The organism is Streptococcus suis (assembly GCF_002960425.1).
Classification (GTDB): Bacteria; Bacillota; Bacilli; order Lactobacillales; family Streptococcaceae; genus Streptococcus; species Streptococcus suis_S.
The window spans coordinates 1-1080 of sequence record NZ_POIZ01000063.1; the positions used below are offsets into that span (position 1 = coordinate 1).

Consider the following 1080-nt stretch of genomic DNA (forward strand, 5'->3'; position numbering starts at 1 on the left):
AGCTTCGTAAATCTTAATATCTTTCTCAAACCCATTCTGCTCCGTTCTTCGTGAATAATTCTTAAACGAGTAGACAACCCCATCTGGCTTTATCCACTGGTCAGAATCTTCTAGATAGGTCCAGTTTTCAGGATTGGCATCACTCTTCTTGTAGCTTTTCTTCTGCTCTTTCTGATATGTTCCGTAGGGAATTAGAGGTGTTTTCTCCAGGTCATCAACGATAAAGCTATAATTTTCTTCACTTCCATAACCTGCATCTGCGACAATGTGTTGAAAGAGTTCTAGGGTTTGGATGGATTGAAGAAAAGGCTTGAGTGTACGAGTGTCAGTTGGATTCGGAAACAGTCCGTAAGCCAAGGCAAACTGGTTGTTTGTACCAAGTTGAAGGTTGTAACCAGGTTTGAGCTGACCATTCCTCATATGATCCTCTTTCATTCTCATGAATGTAGCGTCGGGATCTGTTTTAGAGTAGGAGTTTCGCTCTTGTAGAATCTGCTTATCTCGTTCGTACTTCTGTTTCCGAACAAGATAATCTTCTTTCACCTTTCTCTTGAGTTTCTTAATTCTTCTCCGTTTCTGTCTGTTGGCTGATCCACCTTTAATGACTTTCGGCTCTTGTGAGATAGCTTCTTCCACCTCGTCCAATACTTGTTCGGTTTCTTGTAGGAGTTGGTTTAGTCCCTCGCTAGTGAGGCATTCTTCCTTGGACAAGGCAGTATTCACCCCTTCTTGAACTAGCTTGTCATAGAGGGCTGAAATGTTTCCATTCAAGGCATCTTCATAGCGTTCAACGGCCTTTCTCCACGTGAAAGAATATTTGTTGGCATCAGCTTCTACCTTAGTCCCGTCAATGAAGAGGGCCTCATCTTCAATCAATCCATTCTCTCTGAGGAGGAGGGTGAAGTAGATGAAGGCAGTTTTGATGAGATGATTGGCGTGTGTGCTAGCCCGAAAACTATTGATGGTCCGATAACAGACATAGGTATCCTGACTCAGCCATTTCATAGGAATGACTTCTTCATTCATTTGAACGATTTTTCGACCAGAGAATACCTGGCGAGCATAGGCGAACAGGGTCAT

The 1080-nt window shown here is 42.9% G+C and carries 1 protein-coding gene; it reads right to left on the reverse strand.

Annotated features, from left to right (window positions below):
• A partial coding sequence (locus tag C1G57_RS08730) for a transposase (RefSeq protein ID WP_153045619.1) occupies positions 1 to 1080 on the reverse strand: 1080 nt, incomplete at both ends.